General features: G+C 73.0%; 11 protein-coding genes (1 of these 11 cut by a window edge). 10 read left to right on the top strand and 1 reads right to left on the bottom strand.

Annotated features, from left to right (window positions below; genetic code table 11):
- Positions 1–53: 53 nt before the first annotated feature.
- Positions 54–1388 (top strand): S8 family serine peptidase, encoded by a 1335-nt coding sequence (locus ACZ4U4_RS27835; RefSeq protein WP_467879708.1) that lies wholly within the window; start codon positions 54–56, stop codon positions 1386–1388.
- A 422-nt stretch (positions 1389–1810) separates the two neighbouring features.
- On the opposite strand, the gene eccCa is transcribed toward ACZ4U4_RS27835, so the two are convergent.
- Positions 1811–5779 (bottom strand): type VII secretion protein EccCa, encoded by a 3969-nt coding sequence (gene eccCa / locus ACZ4U4_RS27830; RefSeq protein WP_467879705.1) that lies wholly within the window; start codon positions 5777–5779, stop codon positions 1811–1813.
- A gap of 274 nt (positions 5780–6053) precedes the next feature.
- Between eccCa and eccD the strand changes: the two genes are divergently transcribed.
- From eccD to ACZ4U4_RS27785, 9 genes are all read left to right on the top strand, one after another.
- Positions 6054–7442, top strand: coding sequence for a type VII secretion integral membrane protein EccD (gene eccD, locus ACZ4U4_RS27825; RefSeq protein ID WP_467879702.1), 1389 nt, complete (start codon positions 6054–6056; stop codon positions 7440–7442).
- A gap of 50 nt (positions 7443–7492) precedes the next feature.
- Positions 7493–8965, top strand: coding sequence for a type VII secretion protein EccB (gene eccB / locus ACZ4U4_RS27820; protein ID WP_467879700.1), 1473 nt, complete (start codon positions 7493–7495; stop codon positions 8963–8965).
- Positions 8966–9339: 374 nt separating this feature from the next.
- Positions 9340–9693 carry a WXG100 family type VII secretion target gene (locus tag ACZ4U4_RS27815; RefSeq protein ID WP_467879697.1) on the top strand — a complete coding sequence of 118 codons (354 nt, stop codon included), beginning with the start codon at positions 9340–9342 and terminating at the stop codon, positions 9691–9693.
- Between the two features lie 113 nt (positions 9694–9806).
- On the top strand, positions 9807–10085 hold the full coding sequence (locus ACZ4U4_RS27810) for a hypothetical protein (RefSeq protein WP_467879694.1): 279 nt from the start codon (positions 9807–9809) through the stop codon (positions 10083–10085).
- On the top strand, positions 10075–10524 hold the full coding sequence (locus ACZ4U4_RS27805; protein ID WP_467879692.1) for a hypothetical protein: 450 nt from the start codon (positions 10075–10077) through the stop codon (positions 10522–10524). Before ACZ4U4_RS27810 ends, ACZ4U4_RS27805 begins: the two co-directional genes overlap by 11 nt.
- A 156-nt stretch (positions 10525–10680) precedes the next feature.
- Positions 10681–12810, top strand: coding sequence for a hypothetical protein (locus ACZ4U4_RS27800; RefSeq protein WP_467879689.1), 2130 nt, complete (start codon positions 10681–10683; stop codon positions 12808–12810).
- Positions 12811–12847: 37 nt separating this feature from the next.
- A complete protein-coding gene (locus tag ACZ4U4_RS27795) occupies positions 12848–13288 on the top strand; it encodes a YbaB/EbfC family nucleoid-associated protein (RefSeq protein WP_467879687.1) in 441 nt (146 codons plus the stop codon).
- The gene (locus ACZ4U4_RS27790; protein WP_467879684.1) at positions 13281–13637 is read left to right on the top strand and encodes a hypothetical protein; all 357 of its coding nucleotides are present in this window, start codon (positions 13281–13283) and stop codon (positions 13635–13637) included. Before ACZ4U4_RS27795 ends, ACZ4U4_RS27790 begins: the two co-directional genes overlap by 8 nt.
- 178 nt (positions 13638–13815) lie before the next feature.
- Positions 13816–16942 carry the beginning of a WXG100-like domain-containing protein gene (locus ACZ4U4_RS27785; protein WP_467879752.1) on the top strand. The gene runs 26033 nt beyond the window's last position, so the window shows 3127 of its 29160 coding nt (coding positions 1–3127); its start codon is at positions 13816–13818; the stop codon falls past the right edge of the window.

Genomic DNA, 16942 nt, shown 5'->3' with positions numbered 1-16942 from the left:
TCTCCCGGGAGGGCGGGGGATCGGGTTTCAACGGAAGTGGGGAAACGCCGCCGGTGGACAACTGCCCTGAGAACGCCGCCCCGTTCACCGTCCCTGGCCGTGCCGGGACCCGGCCGCCCGGTGCGCGGCGGGTCCTGGCGGCCGTCGCCGCTCTCGGGCTGCTGGCCGCGGGCGCCCCGCCGGCGGCCGCGGATGCGGGGGACGGGGGGCTCTCGCTGCCGCAGATCCCCCGGGTGCTGGACGGCAAGGGCTGCACCAAGCCGTCCACGAAGAAGACCCCGGCACCGCCCTGGCAGCAGGAACTCCTCCGGCCCGAGCTGGCCTGGGACCTCACCGAGGGCGACGGCACCACCGTCGCCGTGGTGGACACCGGCGTGGACGCGTCCGCGCCCGCCCTCGCCGGGCGGGTCGAGGCGGGCCCGGACGTCGTCGCGGGCGGCTCGGCGGGAACGGACTGCGTCGGCCACGGCACCTTCGTCGCCGGGCTGATCGCGGCGGCGAAACCGGCCGACGTCGGCTTCGCGGGCGTCGCGCCCAGCACCCATGTCCTGGCCGTCCGCGCCTCGTCGCAGGACGGCACCCTCACCCCCGACCACCTCGCCTCCGGCATCGACGCGGCGGTGAAGGGCGGCGCGAAGGTGATCGACGTGCCGGTGGCGCTGGCGTCCGGCAGTGCGAAGCTGACGGCGGCGGTGCAGGCGGCCCGCGCCAAGGACGTGCTGATCGTCGCCCCGGCCTACGGCGACCAGCGGCAGGACCGGGACGCGCCGGCGCCCGCCGCGTACCCGGCGCAGCTGCCCGGCGTGGTGGCCGTGGCCGCCCTCGCCCCGCCCGACGGCCTCCCCGACCAGCAGATGCCGCCGCGCACCGCACCGGCGCTCGCCGCCCCCGGCGACAACGTGCTGAGCATCGGACCGCGCGGGGAGGGCCACTTCGTGGGCAGCGGCGCCGACTACGCCTCCGCGTTCGTGGCCGGCACGGCGGCGCTGGTCCGCTCCTACCGGCCCGATCTGACGGCCGAGCAGGTCCGCTCGCGGTTGCAGCGGACCTCCTACGACCAGGGTGCGGGCGCGCTGGCCGGTGCGGGGACGGTGGACCCGGGACCGGCGGTCAGCGCCAACCTGAGCGCCGCGCGGCACGGCGCGGGCGGTGACGACGCCATGGCGCTGCGGCTGCCCGCCGCGCCGTCCCGCGCCGCCGCGCACCGCGCCTGGGTCATCGCCGGGGCGTCGGCCGCCCTGCTGGCCCTGGTGGGCCTCGTCGCCGTCGTCGTGCCGCGTGGCAGGCGCCGCGGCTGGCGCCCCGGCCGGTTCACCGTCGGCCCCGCGGGCGGCGCCGGGCCCGGCGAGGGCCCGGCAGGTACCGGCGCGGCGGCTTCCGGAGCCTGAGCACGGAGTGCGGGAGGAGCGCCCGGGGCGGAATCGCCCCGGGCGCTTCGCTGTTCCCCGCCGGTGGGGGAGGGGCCGACCGCACCGGGCCGGCGCGATGCGGGCGCCGGGGTGTGAATGCCGGCCCGGCGAATGTGACCGTGCTGTGCAGAAAGGCGTGAATTCCGGGGTCCGCGTGCTCTTTTCTCGCCGCTTCGCGCCCGCTCTTTCCCCGCCCTCCGTCGATATCGGAGCAGTAAACCCTCCACCTGGGGGTGGCGTTATCGGGATGCGTTCCGGAGGAATATCGAGGCGGTCGGAGAAAAGGCGGAAGGCTGTGCGGCAAGGGCGCGGGATGATCAATTGAATGTGCAGGAGCAAAGCCCCGCGCGGATGCCGGGAAGGGATCCGCGCGGGGCCGTGGCGGGCGCCGGGACCGTCGCTCAGGAGGTGCCGGGGGCCCGGAGCATCCCGGTCTGCACCTGGGTCGTGCCGCGGCGGGTGGTGTAGAGCCCGCGTCCGGTGGCCATGGCGCGCGGCTTCACGCCGGGCAGGAACATCCCCTCCGACGGCGGGCAGGACAGCATCAGCGCCGGGGTGTTGGCCTCCAGCAGCTTCCGCAGCAGCGGGTCGCCCATACCGCGGGAGGCGCCGTTGGCGCTGCGCGCCACGACGAGGTGCAGGCCCAGCTCGTTGCCCTGCGGCAGGAACTCCATCAGCGGCGCGAACGGGCTCGGGCCGGCCACCCCGCCGCCTCCGACCATCTCGAAGTCGTCGACCACTAGGAAGAGCTGCGGCCCGGTCCACCAGTCGCGGCGGCCCAGACGCTCCGGGGTGATCTCGGGGCCGGGCACCCGGTCCTGCATCGCCCGCGCCACGCTCTCGATCATCTTCCGCAGCTTGTCGGTGGAGACGGCGTACCCGAGCCGCGACTCCTCGGGGACCGCGGGCGCCAGCGACCGCCGGAAGTCCACCAGCATGATCCGGCCCTCATCGGGGCCGTACCGCCGGGTCACCGCGCGGCAGATCAGCGAGAGCAGATTGGTCTTGCCGGTCTCCGCGTCGCCGATGACGATGAGGTGCGGATGGGCCTCGAAGTCGTGCCACAGCGGCTCCAGCCGCTGGTCCTCCAGGCCCAGCGGCACCCGCAGATCGCCGTCGGGCGCCGGGAGCGTCGCCGCGTCCAGCTCCAGCGGCAGCATCCGCACCGGGGGCGCCGGCGGTCCGTCCCAGGCGGCCTCGACCCGGTTCACCATGGCCGTCACGCCGTCGGCGAGCGAGGCGATCCGCGGGTCGCCGTCCAGCCGCGGCAGCGCGGTGAGGAAGTGCAGCCGCTCACCGGTCAGACCGCGCCCGGGGATCTTCGGGACGGTGTCCGCCGCCCGCATGTTGATCACCGAGTCGACGGGGTCGCCCATCCGCAGCTCGAAGCGGGTGCCGAGCTGGTCGCGGAGGGCGCTGCCGATCTCCGACCACCGCGACGACGCGATGACCAGGTGGACGCCGAAGCTCAGCCCCCGCGACGAGATGAGGTTGAAAGCCGGCACCAGATCCATGAAGTCCTGCCGCACCGTGCTCCAGCCGTCCACGACCAGGAACACGTCGCCGTACCGCTCGTCGGCCGGCTCACCGGCGGCGCGGCGGCGCCGGAAGTCGTCCATCGACTCGATGCCCAGCTCCGCGAACCGCCGCTCGCGCTCCGCGATGACCGCGGTGACCTCGGCCACCGTACGGACCACCCGCTCCGGATCGAGGCGTCCGGTGACGCCGCCGACGTGCGGCAGCCCGGCGAGCCCGGACAGCGAACCGCCGCCGAAGTCCAGGCAGTAGAACTGCACCTCGCGCGGGGTGTGGGTGAGCGCCAGCGCGCTGATCAGGGTGCGGACCAGGTTGCTCTTGCCGCTCTGCGGCCCGCCCGCGATCGCGACATGGCCGCCGGCGCCCGACAGATCGGCCGTCAGCGGGTCGCGCCGCTGGTCGAAGGGGCGGTCGACGACCCCGACGGGCACGGTCAGCCGGGGGCCGTCCGCCGCCCCGGCCGGTGCCAGGCCCCGCCCGGCGGTCTCGGTCAGCGGCGGCAGCAGCCCGTCCAGCGTCGGCGCGAGGTCCAGCGGCGGCAGCCACACCCGGTGCGCGGGGGCGGCGTCCGGCTCCCGCAGCCGCTCCACGGCGACGGAGAGCAGGCTCGGCGCCGACTCGTCGGTCTCCTCCGGCAGTTCCTCGGCGGCCTGCGGCAACTGCCGCTGCGGCACCCACGCGGTGCTGAACGGCACCACCTGGCCCGCCACGACCGCCTGCTGCGCGGCCCGCCGGACCGGGCGGTAGGACCCGGACACGTAGGCCGCCTTGAAGCGGGTCAACGTCCCCACGTCGTTCTTGAGCAGACCGCTGCCCGGCTGGGACGGCAGGTTGTACGCGTCGGGCACGCCGAGCACCCCGCGGCTCTCCATCGCGGAGAACGTCCGCAGCCCCACGCGGTACGACAGATGCGACTCCAGCTGGTGCATCCGGCCCTCGTCCAGGCGCTGCGAGGCGAGCAGCAGATGGACGCCGAGGCTGCGGCCGAGGCGGCCGATCATCACGAACAGCTCCATGAAGTCGCGGTGGGCGGCGAGCAGTTCGCTGAACTCGTCGACCACCACGAACAGCGTCGGCAGCGGCGCGAGGTCCGCGCCGCCCTCCCGGGCCCGCTCGTACTCCAGCGCGGAGGAGTGGTTGCCGGCCTTCCGCAGCAGCTCCTGGCGGCGGATCAGCTCGCCGTGCAGCGCGTCCTTCATCCGCTCGACCAGCGCGGTCTCGTCGGCGAGGTTGGTGATCACGGCGGAGGTGTGCGGCAGCTCGTCCAGGCCGAGGAAGGTCGCGCCGCCCTTGAAGTCGACGAGGATGAAGTTGAGCGTCTCCGACGAGTGGGTCAGCGCCAGCGAGAGCACCAGGGTGCGCAGCAGCTCCGACTTGCCGGAGCCGGTCGCCCCGATCAGCATGCCGTGCGGGCCCATACCGCCCTGCGCGGACTCCTTGATGTCCAGCTCGACCGGCCCGCCGTCCGCCGACAGCCCGATCGGCACCCGCAGCCGCGCACCGCCGGGGCGCTGCCGCAGCCGGTCCAGCGCCGCCGTCCGGAGATCGGCGATGCCCAGCAGGCCCGCCAGGTCCATGTCCTCCTGGAGCGGCTGGTCGCTCCGGGCGCGCACCCCGGGCCGGTACGACGCGACGGTGGCGGCCAGCGCCCGCGCGGCGGCTGTGCCCAGCTGCTCGGGGCGGCCGATCGCGGTCTCGGTCTCCTTGCCGTTGCGGTCGGTGCCGAGCATGTGGAGCGTGCCGTCGCCGGTCCGCAGCCGCAGCACCTGCCGCGCGTGCCGCCGGTCCAGCACCCCGCGCACGTCCAGCACCACGGTGTTGGCGTAGCCCGCGCCCGCCACCCGCGCACCCTGCGGCACGTTCGCGGTGTCCAGCACGATCACGGTGTACGGCTCGTCGCGGCTCGGCTCCCGCTCGGCCTCGAACTTCGGCCGCTGCGCGAACTCCTCACCGAGCAGCGACTCCAGCTCCGAGACGGTGTCGATGACCAGCCGGGCCGCGCCCGCGCCGTCCGTCTCGGCCGGGTGGTGCACATGCGGCAGCCACTTCGCCCACTCCCACTCCGTGCGCGCCTCGCCGTCCGCGACGATCACGATGTCCAGCTCCCGGGGCGCGTGCAACACCGCCAGCTGCGCCAGGAGCGCCCGCACCGCGCTGCGGGAGACCGCCTCGTCGCCGTGGAGCACGATCTGCGCGTAGGTCCGCAGCCGCACGGCGACCGGCTGTTCGGCGACCGTGCCGTACGCCCGGATGAAGCGGCGCAGGGCGTGCGCGCAGAGCGGTTCGAGGTCTTCGACGGGCTTGGTCGACAGCGGCGAGAGGGTGAGCGCCAGCGCCTGGGAGCCGCGGGCGATCCGGACCTCGGCGAAGTCCTCGTGGGTCAGCCGGCGCTCCCACAGCCGGCTGGTGCGGGCCAGCGACCACAGGGCGGGCGGTTCGGGGTGCTGCCAGGCCAGTGCCTGCCGCTGCTGGGTGATCACCTTGCGGACCCGGCGGCGGGTGGTGGAGAGGTAGCGCAGGTAGTCCCGGCGCTCGCCGCGCAGCTTGCGCTTGCGGTCCTGCGAGGTGCGCAGGAACTGCGTGACCAGCATCCCGACGGCGGAGAGCGCCATCATGCCGATCGCGACGTAGGTCAGTGCCCCGCCGCCACCGCCCGGCTTGAGGAAGACCAGCACCATGCCCATCGAGCTGAGTGCCATGGGCAGGTACATGAGCATGCCGGAGACGGCGCTCTGCGGCTCGGGCAGGGTCGGCGGTTCCTGGAGGCTCAGCTCACCCTGCGGGAGTTGGGGCCCCGGCCTTCGTGGGGGGCGGCGGAATGTGACGGTGCTCAAGACGGACCTTCCTTCGGGAGGGGGCCGTATCCCGCGCTGCCCGGCGGCCGGTAGGGATCACCGGGCGCGGAAGCGAGGACACTTCGCACATGCGAGGGAGCAAATGGCGGTTGGGGAAAGGGAGATCGAGAAGCGGTGACCGGATGGCTCCGGATGCATCTTCCGCTTTCGGGAGTACCCTCTGTGATCGCATTACTGATAAGCAGTCACGATAGTGTTCTCCTCAATCCGCGTCGACCCGGAGGAATTTCCGGGCCGAAGAGAGCGAGCCGCCGTGAGCGATACCACCGTCGGCCTGTGCCGACTCACCGTCCGAGCCCCCGACCGGGCCTTCGACATCGGCGTGCCCGTCGACGTCCCCGTCGCCGACCTGCTGCCGGTCCTCGTCGACTACGCGGGCGACGACCTGCACGAAGCGGGCCTGGAGCAGGGCGGCTGGGCGATCCAGCGCCTCGGCCGCCCCCCGCTCGACGACGAAGGCACCCCCCGCACCCTGGAGTTGCGCGACGGCGAGACGCTCTACCTCCGCCCCCGCAACGAGACGCTGCCCGAGGTCGCCTACGACGACCTCGTGGACGGGGTCGGCGACGCACTGCGGGGACGCCCCGACTCCTGGCGGCCCGAGCTCACCCGCCGCCTCCTCCTCGGCCTGACGGCCACCGGCCTCGCCGCCGCCCTCACCGTCCTCGCCCTGCCCGGCCCCGCCGGGCTGCGCGCCGTGCTCGGCGCCGCACTCGCCCTCCTGCTGATCGGCTGCGCCGGTGCCGCGTCCCGCGCCGTCGGCGACGCCTCGGGCGGCGCGGTCCTCGGCATCATGGCGGTGCCCGCCATGGCGCTCGCCGGAGCTCTGGTGCCCACCGGCGGGGATCCCGAAGTCCTGCTCGGTGCCCGGCTGTTGGCGGCGGGCGCCGCCGGCGCCGGTGCCTCGGTGCTCGCCCTCGCCGCGGTCGCCGCCTGCGCCCCGCTCTTCCTCGGCGCGCTGACCGCCGCCCTCTTCGTCGCCGTGGGCGGCGGCGCCGTCGTCGCCGGACTGCCCCTCGCCCACGCCGCGGGCGTCGTCGTCCTGCTGGTCCTCATCTGCGGCGGCCTCGTCCCCGGCCTCGGCTTCCGCCTCTCCGGACTGCGGCTGCCGGTGCTGCCGGCCAACGCCGACCAGCTCCAGGAAGGCATCGACCCGCACCCCGCCGAGCACGTCAACTCCCGCGCCGTCCTCGCCGACACCTACCTGACCGGCCTCTACGCCGCCCTGGGCCTGGTCGCCGCCGGCTGCCTCACCGCACTGCTCACCGCCCCCGCCGCCGACGGCTGGCCGCCCCTGGTGTGCGCCTGCGTGCTGAGCCTGCTCCTGCTGCTCCACTCACGCCACTTCGGCAGCCTCTGGCAGCGCCTGTCGATGGTGCTGCCCGGCGCCTACGGACTCGCCCTCGCCGCCACGGCGGGCGCGGCGGGGCTGGGGCTCCCCGCCCGCCTGGTGCTGATCGCGGTGCTGCTCGCCGCGGCCGCGGTCGCCGCCGTCGCCGCCTGGACGGTGCTCGGCCGCCGCCTCGTGCCGTACTGGGGCCGCGTCGGCGACCTGCTGCACAGCACGACCGCCGTCGCCCTCGTCCCGCTGGCGATCCTCGTCGCCGGCATCTACCAGCAACTGCGCGCCGTCAACGGCTGATCCGGCCCGCCGCACCGCCACCGGCCGCACGGCCCGGGAAGGGGAATGACATGCAATCCAGGCGGGACCAGGTACAGGCCCACCTGTTCGTGATGAGCCGACTGTCGGCGGGGATGCTCCGCGTCGAGCCGGACGCCGCCGACGCCCCCAGCGCCCGCACCAAACGCGGTCTGATCGGCGGCACCGTCGTCGCGGTGCTCGTCGGCATCGGCGTGGCGCTCTACGGCGTCATCTCCCCGGGCGGCGCCACCTCCTGGCGCACACTGGGCACCCTCGTCCTCGTCGACGACTCCACCACCCGCTACCTCTACGCCGACAACGCCCTGCACCCGGTGCTCAACGAGGCGTCGGCGAAGCTCGTCGCCGGTGACCGGCTGACCGTGCGGCACGTCAGCGCGGCCTCCCTCGGCGGCACCCCGCACGGCGCGCCCGTCGGCATCGTCGGCGCCCCCGACTCGGTGCCGGCGCCCGACGCGCTGGACACCGGCGCCTGGCTGGCCTGCGCCGGACGCCTCACCAACGCCTACGGCAAGAAGCGTGAGGTGCTGAGCCTCGCCGTCGGCAGCACCGAGGTCGGCGACGCCCTCGACGACCACACCGGCACGTTGGTGACCTCGCCCTCCGGCGGTGTGCAGCTGCTGTGGCACGGCACCCGGCACCGCGTCGACACCGAGCACGGCGCCCACTCCGCCGTCGGCTGGTCCGGCGTCTCCCCCCTGCCGGTCAAGGACGAGTTCCTGAACACCCTGGCCGCGGGCATCGACGTCGCCTCGCCGCCGGTCCCGGACCGCGGCACCGAGGGGCCCGAACTGGCCGGTGCCCCCACCCGCGTCGGCCAGCTGTTCACCGGCTCCGACGGCCAGCGCTACGTCCTGCAGAACCAGGGCCTCGTCCCGCTCACCCCGCTCCTGTTCGATCTGCTGCGCGGTGACCCCCGTACCCAGAAGGACGCGTACGACGGCGCCCCCGTCCAGCCGCGCGCCATCGGCCCGGCCGATCTGTCGGCCCATCAGGCGTCCTCCGGCCCGGGGGCCTCCCTCGCCGAAGGTCTCCCGGCGACGGCGCCGCGGCTGGTCACCGCGGACGCCGCACAGAGTGTCTGCACCAAGGTCACCCCGGGCAGCGGCGCCAAGGGCCCCACGACCGGCGTCGTCGTCCTCGACAGCAAGGACGTTCCGGCGGGGGCGCCCAACGCCCAGCCCGGCATCCAGGCGGCCTGCCTGCCGTCCGACCGGGTCTGGGTCCGGCCGGGCAGCGGTGTGCTCGTGCGGTCGCTCTCCTCGGCGGGCGCCGGGGCCGCCGACTACCTCGTGACCGACGCCGGGGCGGCCTACCCGCTGAGCGCCGGGGCCACCGCACAACTCGGCTACGACAAGGTCCAACCGGCCACTGTCCCGGGGCAGTTGGTGAAATTGCTGCCGACCGGGCCGCGGCTCGATCCGACGCGGATCGCCAAGGGCGGCATCGTGCCCGCCGCCGCGTCCTCGGCCACCGGGTGCGCACCCTCCGGCGCCGGTTCATGAGCCGTGACGAGGGGACCGGGAAAAGGGATTTCCGAACATCAGCCTTTGGTATGACTACACCCCGTACCGCCGTCGTTACCCTGGATTCGATGTTGTTTCCCGAAGCTGATTCCCTCGTGAACTCGGCGTCGTGGCAGCCGAATTACCGGCGTACCTCCTGCCGTCGCGCAGGTGCCTGTGCCGGTGGCGTCGGCGATTCCCTGACAGCGACACCGGGCCGAAGAGCCCGGAAGCGGCGCGCCCGGAGAACGTGAATTCCCGACGAAGGGTTCCGCCCGCCTTTCGTCTGCGTGTGTCCGGCCCGCGCGGCGGCGTCGTTTCCGGCGTCGTCGATGTACGCCCCAACCCCCAGCATTTCCCGGAGAGGACGACCCATGAGTGCCGGTGGCATTGAGAAGAAGGATGAGGACATTCGGCAGGCGCTTTCGCTGCTGAACGAACAGATGGACAAGATGCGCACCGCCGGGCACACGGTGGAGACCACCGTCCAGTCCGTCGGCCGGAACTTCGACTCCGGTGCCAGCCGGCAGTTCCAGACGAAGATGCAGGAATGGATCGAGACGTACAACCAGGTGTCGCAGAAGGTGAACACCCTGCACGACAATCTCGACGCCGCCAATCAGACGCTCAACACGGGCGACACGGACGCGCACGACCTCGCCGGCGGCTGGAACAGCGGTGGTGACCTCGACGGGATCCAGGGCGTGCTGGGCGGTTCCTCGTCCTGACGCCGCCGCCCACGGCGCCACCGGGCACCACCGCCCCGACCGCGACACCGCGACCGGGGCGACCTTCCCTCTCATCCCTTCCCTGCCTCGCGAGGAGCGATATGTCATTCCGGATGGAAACCAAAGAGCTGGAAAACGACATCGAAGATCTGAACACGGCCAACCGGAGCATGGTCGAGGCGCTGAACACCATGAAGCAGGACCTGGCGCCGTTGCTCACGGGTATGCGCGGTACCACGGGCGACGCCTGGAACGAGGTGCAGCGGAATCTGGACAGTCAGATCCATGCGCTGAACAGTTCCCATGCGCAGGGTGTGCACGTCCTGGCTCAGATGAAAGAGACCATGATGCAGGCCGACCTGCGCGGCGGGAACCAGGTCCATGGCGGATGAGGAGCACGGTTCCGGCACCGGCCGGGTGAAGATCACCGAGGGATATCTCGAAAGCTTCGCCCAGCAACGGATCCAAGACTTCATCATGGGTCTGCGGGACAACGACGACTACCGCAACATCGAGGGATTCGGCGGTGGCGCCGCCGGCCCGGGCGGCTATCCGAAACTCCTCGCCGGCAGCAAGGATTTCCCCGCAGGCCAGGAACTTCAGCAGCGGTATGCGGCGTTCTGCAAGGGCCTGAAACAGGAATTGGACAGGTTCGCGCAGTCCATGACCGACCTGTCGAAGGATTTGCTGTCGGTGCATCAGGTTCTCGACAAGGCGGAGGCGGACACCGAGCTCTCCGCGTCGCAGATGATGCAGGACCTCCAGGACATTCTGAACGGTTTCGGGGGCAAGACCCCGCCGTCGCAGGGGAATTCCACGGGGACCGCGTAGCAGAACTCCCGAAGCATCGGACCATGTCCGGCGAGCAACGAGCGATGACACACCGGCCCCGCCCCGGGCGGCCCCCAGCGGCCCGTCCGGCGCCGGGGACCGGCCGGAGAGGGACCACCAGGTGAACCGGTACGGGCCGAAGGGACGGATGCGCGCGTGAACTGGGGAGAGGCGATGAAAGCCTTCGCCGGCAGCGGGCAGAACGTGACGGACAGTTCGGCGATCGGGACCGATGGCACCCCGAGCTGGCTGTCGGGGTTCACCACCGGCACCTCGCTCGCCGGCGGTGGGGACATGGCGCACGGCCAGGACGTGTGGTGGTCCTTCCGCTTCTCGGTGGGCTCCAGCGACCTGGAGTACTTCCTCGGCGCCACCATGGACTGGGGCGGGCTGGATTCCGGCCCGTTCCACAACTTCGTCCAGCAGCCCGAGGCGATCCTCGGCCCGATCGCCGGTTCCCTCAAGGGCAACGACGTCGCCAGCCTGGGAAGTTTCGACACCGCCGGACTCACCCTGCGCGGTCTGGAGCGCCGCCTCGAAGGGGCCCGCGGCATCCTCGACGCCTGGGCCCGTGAGGTCGGTGAGGACGACTCCAACTGGCAGGGCAGCGCGGCGGGCGTCTTCCGGACGGTGCTGCACGGCATGGCCGACGAACTCGACCGGCTGCGCGTCGAGATGACCACCCCGCGCGACATCGCCGCGGAGCTGGACCGCACCCGTACCCAGATGCACGACACGCTCACCGCGCTGCTCGCCGCCCACCGGGACTGGCGGGCCGACCGGATGGCCTGGCCGGTCAACGCGGTGCACGACGCGTTGCAGGAGGCGATGCAGGGCGCCACCGTGAGTTTCGGCTACCAGACCGTGGGCGACGGCAGCAACCCGGAGCCCAAGGTCACCTCCTCGTACGGGGACCCGAGCACGCAGGAGTTCTGGGACCGGGTCCAGTCGCGGGCGAAGGCGCTGTGGCTGGCGAACGTCAACACCCGGCTCGACCAGCCCGCCGGCCGGCACATGCAGGTGCTGACCTCGACCGTCGGCTCGACCAGCACCGCGATTCCGCAGCAGATCACCCCGCTCCGGCTCAGGATGCCCGGCGGCGGTGCGGGCGGCACCAACCCGTTCGGCACGGGCACCGACCGTAAGCAACTGCCGCCCGAGATGCAGCAGTACCTGAAGAACAACGGGTACGGTACCGGGACCGGCCCCGAGGGCGCCGGTGGCCCGGACGGCTCCGGGACCGGCCCGGACGGGGCCGGCGGTACGGACTCCTCGGTGGACGAGCGCGGCACGGGCGACGGCACACAGCCGCCCGGCGGCTCGGGCGAGGACGGCCCCGAGGGCGGGAAGACGCCGCCGGACGTCAAGCAGTTCGCGCAGCAGCTCGGCGGCGGCACGGGCGGCACCGGCGACGGCACCGGCGACGGCACCGACGGCGGCGCCACGGGCGGACACACGGGCGACGGCGGCGAGCAGACCGGGCACCTCCCGCCGGGTGCGATCCCGCCCCCGCCGCCGAAGATCCAGCCGCCGATGACCGGCACCAGCAGCGGCAGGTCCGGCCTGAAGACCTCCCCGTACGGCTCCGGTGGCGGCTCCGCGAAGCTGGTCGGGCCGGACGGCAAGGCGCTCACCGACAGGAACGGGCACGCCGTCGACGTCCCCCGGGGCTCGAAGATCAACGCCGACGGCACCGTCACCCGCCCCGACGGCACGCTCGCCACCGACCGCAACGGCAACCAACTCACCGTGCCGCGCGGCACGAAGCTCCACTCCGCGGGGGAGCCGCCCCACGACGGTTCGGTGTGGCGGGAGCGGAAGATGCCCGAGAACGTCCAGCTGCCCGGGGGCAAGGGCGGCGGCGCGACCGGCGGCGGCGCCCATCCGCCGGTGATCCCGCGCGGCCTGAGCACCATGAGCGGCCCCGGCGGTGGCGGAGGCGGCGAGGGCGGCGGGGGTCGCGGGGTGTCGCCCGGCGAGGTGCAGCCCCCGCGCACGGGCATGAGCCCGAAGGCGTTCAAGAACGGCGGTTCGCTGCCGCCCCCGCCGCCCGAGGAGCTTCCCCAGGGCGGCCGCGGTGGCCGGGGCGGCGCGCTCCAGGAAGCCACCTCGATGGGGCGGTCCACCTCGTCCGGCACCCCGATGGTCCCCCCGATGGGTGGCGGCGGGGCCGGTGCGGGCGGCGGCGGCCAGGGCGGTGACCGGGAGCGGGCGACCTGGGTCGACGAAGAGGAAGAGGTGTGGGGCACGGACGGCGGCGCCACACCGGGCGTGATCGGCCGATGACCGCACGGACAGTGGCAGACGAACGGAAGGGCAGGCGATGAGCCCCGGATTCCAGGACCAGGTCGACCAGATGATGGGACGGCTGGCCGAGCACCGCGACCGGCTGCGGGAGACGCAGGAGCGGCTGGCGCAGGAGACCGTCAAGGTCACCTCCAAGAACCGGGCGGTCACCGTGGTGATGGGCACCCGCTCGGACGTCCGCGAGATCAAGTTCCACGGTGAGCAGTACCGCACCATGGCCCCCGCCGAACTGGGCCGGACGCTGGTGCAGTTGCTGGAGCAGGCCCGCGCCGAGGTGCACTCCAAGGTGCACAGCGCCGTCGCGCCGTTCACCGGGTTCGGCGACGAGATCCGCGAGTCCATGCTCGGCGGTACGGAACAGCTCAAGGCCCTGCAGGACGCCCGGAAGATGTGGCCGCAGCAGGGCGCGGCCGGAGCCGCCCGGCGCGGCGACGACGAGGACGAGACCGATGGCTGAGGAGATCAGGACCACCGACGATCTGAAGCGGCTGTTCGGCGAGTACCCGCACCTCGCCGAGACGGTCAAGGCGCTCAACGCGGACGTGGCGGAGATCAACCGTCTGAACAAGGAAGGCGCCGGGCGGGACGACGAGGTCCACGAGCAGTACATGGGCAACGCCGGGCCCGGTACGCACGCCCTGGAGACGGTGGTCAAGCTGATGTCCGACCTCACGGACGCCACCGGTCAGGCCGGGGACAACATGATGAAGATCTTCGACGCGGCCAAGCAGGACAGCGAAGAGCTGGTCCAGGCGTGGAAGGCCATGGACACCCAGGGCGAGGAGAAGGGCGCAGCAGAGCATTAGCGCCGGCGCCCACGCGCCCCGCCCGCACCGGAGAGCCGGGGCGGGCGCGCGGGCGTCCCCGCCGCCCCGGCCTCCTCCGTCCCGTCCCACCGTTCTCCGTGTCCACCCGCACTCGCCGTGCACTCCGTCATGCGGGCCCGCCGCCCGTGGTTCCAGAAAGGGGTCGGCCGTGGCCCTCATGCCCTCCCAGGAAGTCATCAACCTCCTCAACACGCTGGGCATGAAATGGCCGCAGGCCAACGAGGATCTGCTGCGGGAGGCGGACGCCGCGTATCTGCGGACCGCGGGCGACCTGCGGAAGGCGGAGGAGTACTTCGTCGACATCGCCCGGGGCGTCAACCTGAACTTCAGCGGGGAGAGCGCCCAGAAGTTCGCGGACTGGGTGGACTACCTCTGCAACGGTGACCAGTCGATCCTGGACGCCTCGGCGAAGCAGTGCGAGCAGCTGGCGAAGAACGCCCGCGACACCGCCACCGATGTGGAACACACGAAGTGGTCGATCATCGGTCAGGCCATCGCCCTGATCGCGATGCAGGCCGCGATGGCGTTCCTGAGCTTCTTCTTCGGCCCCGAGGTGATGCTCGGCCTGAGCTTCGAGTACACGCTGGTCCGTGAGTTCATCCGCAACCTGATCATGGCGCTGCTGCGGTCCATCGCGACGCAGGCGGCCCTCGGCGCCGGGGTGGGCGCCGCCGTGGACGCCGCCGTTCAGGGCCTCCAGATCAAGCAGGGCCACCGCGACGGCTTCGACCAGAAGCTGCTGACGCAGGCCGCGGTGGCCGGGGCGATCGGCGGCGCCATCGCCGCGCCGTTCGACCTGGTCGGCGTGGGTATCGGCAAGTGGCTCGGCAACAAGATCGGCACCGGTGTGTCGGGCGCGCTCGGCAAGGAGCTGGGCAACGCCTTCGAGACCGCCGCCGGCAAGAGCGCGGCCGAGGCCGGTGCGGGCGGCCTCGGGAACGCGCTCGGCAAGGCCGAGAGCCAGGCGTTCGGCAAGGACTTCGGCACACTCATCAGCAACACCCAGGCACAGCTGTCCAAGGGCTTCGGCAAGGGCCTGGAGGGCGGCAAGGGCACCATCGCCCATGCCTTCACCGAGAAGTCCGGCGACCTGTTCGCCAAGCACCTGGGCGGCGGCAAGACGTTCGGCGGCGGCGCCAAGGGGCTGACCGAGAGCGAGGCGCGGGACCTGGGCCGCACCTGGGGACGCGAGGTCGTCAAGAACTGGGGACGGGACGCGGAGCAGAGCGCCGCCAAGGACGCCCTGGCCACCACCTTGAAGGGGTACGAGAAGCAGCTCGGCGCGGACGGCGTGAAGGTGTTCACGCACGAGGTGCCCGACGCGATGAACGCCGCGCTCCGCGACCACCTCGAAGGCAACCTCCGCTACCGCCTGGCCGGGACCGCCGCGGGCACGCTCACGGACGGCGCCAACAACGCCCTGTCCGACGCGGTCGTCAACTACGTCTACAACGGCACGTTCGAGACGACGGGCGGTGCGTTCCTCGGCGGCGCGGTCATGGGCGCGGCCGGCCGTGGCCTGGGCGAGTACGCGATGCCTCCGGTGCAGAAGCACGTCATCCATCCGGCGATGGGGGCGGTGGGCAGCGGCCTCAAGAGCTTCAAGGACCAGGTCTTCGGCCCGTCGGCGTCGAACGCCGTCGGACCGATGGTGACCGACCCGCCCGCGACCGCGCCGAGCGTTCCCACCGTCAGCACCACGGACCAGAACTCCGCTTCCCCCGCCGTCCACGACAGCGGGGCGGACGGTGCGTCGATCAGCAGCTCCGACGGTGCGACCGATCCGACGGCGGGCACGTCCGCCGCGCACCAGGTGGAGACCTCCTCCGTCACCGACGAGGACACGCACTCCCTCTCCGACCCGAAGAGCGACCACCACACCGACCCCTCGACCGGTGCGGGGGACACCCCGGTGGCGCCCGTGACCCCGGTGGCGACCGACGGGCAGTCCCAGGTGCCCGGTTCCGGCACACCGGGCGCCGGGCAGGGCGGCAGCACCGCATCGTCTCCGCAGCGCACCCACGTCCCCCAGAACGAGACGCCGCCGGGCAGCAACCGTACGACCGGCGGGCCGAGCACCACCGTCGTACCGCCGCCGTCCCCACGGAAGACCGTCACCACCAGCCACGAGAAGTCCGCCCCGACCGAGACCCCGGTCGAGCACCCGTCCACCACCTCGACCTCCCACCCCGTCACCGCGTCCGGCGACACGCCGCCCGCCCCGCCCACGCAGCACCCGACGGCGAGCACCGACAACACCGAAACCGCCGGGTTCCCGGACCCCACGGCCGGCCCCGGTACGCCGCATTCCGTAGTCACCGAGGGCGGCGGCTCACCCACGGCGACCCCGCACACACCGGGGGAGGGCGGCGGTGCCCCGCTCCCCGAGGAGTCGGTGACCGAGCTGGTGGACCGCATGATCCGGGTCCGCAACGCCCGCCACGAGGCCACCGTCGACGGCGCCCAGACGTCTGCCCCGCACCTGCACGACACCGGCGAACTCCGTCCGCTGACCGAGCGGGAGCGGCAGGAGTGGCTCCAGGAACAGCTGCTGCGGAGGAAGGCCGACCAGCGGCAGGAACCGCCGCAGCACGCCCCCACCGACGGGGAGCAGCAGACCGGGGACCCCGCCCCGGGCGCCGGTTCGCCGACCGATGAGCAGCAGTCGACCGTCGAGCCGGCGCCGGAGGAGAAGCAGCGGGCGGCCGAGGCCGCGTTCCGGGAGGAGCAGGAGGAGTTCCTCGCACAGCTCCACGCCGATCTGCTGACGGAGTTCACCGCGAGCACCGAGGCGCAGCAGCACTTCTCCCAGGCGCCGCAGTGGTCCACCCACGAGGACGCCGCGGCGCGCGCCGCGCGGTGGCAGGCCGAGCAGCAGCGGATGGCCGGCTGGTACGACGCCGAACTGTCCCAGGCCCATCAGGACGCCCTGCGGATGAAGTTCTTCGACGACGTCTTCGACCGGTGGGCCACCGACCGGCTGGGCGGCGCCCCGCTCCGCGCCGCCGACGAGGAGCTGCGCTCCCGCGTCCTGACGCGCCTCCACGACCGGGAACGGGAGCGCGCCGCCCAGCACTTCCAGGCGGGCGGCGACGAGACACTCGCCACCGCCGACGGGCTTCGCGCCCACCTCGACCGCGCCTGGGTGCGGGAACACGCCCTGGAACACCTCTCCCGGTGGGCCGAGGCCGCCTTCGAGAACTGGCACGGCGGTCTCCCGCCCGAGACCCGGGCGCTGCTCGACGAGATCGATCCGGCCACCGTTCCCCCGAAGGGCTCCGGAA

The sequence above is a fragment of the Streptomyces sp. NPDC029159 genome, from assembly GCF_055564055.1.
The sequence above is the reverse complement of the archived record's forward strand: the minus strand, read 5'-3'. Positions and strand labels throughout refer to the sequence as shown.